This window comes from Paracoccus bogoriensis (assembly GCF_019431455.1).
GTDB classification, from domain to species: Bacteria; Pseudomonadota; Alphaproteobacteria; order Rhodobacterales; family Rhodobacteraceae; genus Paracoccus; species Paracoccus bogoriensis.
Genome location: NZ_JAHYSR010000062.1, coordinates 1 through 525, shown reverse-complemented (window position 1 = coordinate 525; position 525 = coordinate 1). Strand labels below are relative to the sequence as shown.

Here is a 525-nt window from a genome sequence, read left to right as displayed (position 1 = left end):
GCCCATGCGGACCTTCTTCCATCGCCTTCTCGGACTCGCGCGGGCTCGCGGCTTCGACGCTGCGGGTGGCGGGCGGCGTTGGGAGGGGGCGCGGACAGTCGACGGGGTGAACGCGGCGATCCTGGCGGGCGCGACCACGGCGGCGCGGCGGGCCGGGTGGTATGCGCGCAACAACCCGTGGGTCGCGGCGGCGGTGGACAGCCTGGTCGGCAATGTCGTCGGCGCCGGGATCAAGCCGCAATCCACCCATCCCGACCGTGCGGTGCGCGAGCGGCTTCAGGCGCTCTGGCTGCGCTGGACGGATCACGCCGCGCCGGACGGGCTCGCGGATTTCTACGGGCTGCAGGCCATGGCCGTGCGCGCCATGGTCGAGAGCGGCGAGAGCTTCGCGCGGCTGCGCATCGCCAGCGACGCCGCCGGCATTCCCCTCCACCTCGAGCTTCTGGATCGCGAGCAGGTTCCCATGGACCTGCACCGCGAGATCGGCGGCGGGGCGCGGATCCGGGCGGGCATCGAGTTCGATGC

The 525-nt window shown here is 73.3% G+C and carries 1 protein-coding gene; it reads left to right on the top strand.

The features are described from left to right. Positions 1 to 4: 4 nt before the first annotated feature. Positions 5 to 525, top strand: a 521-nt coding sequence (locus KY389_RS15070) for a phage portal protein (RefSeq protein WP_219831786.1), incomplete at its 3' end; no start/stop codon positions are given.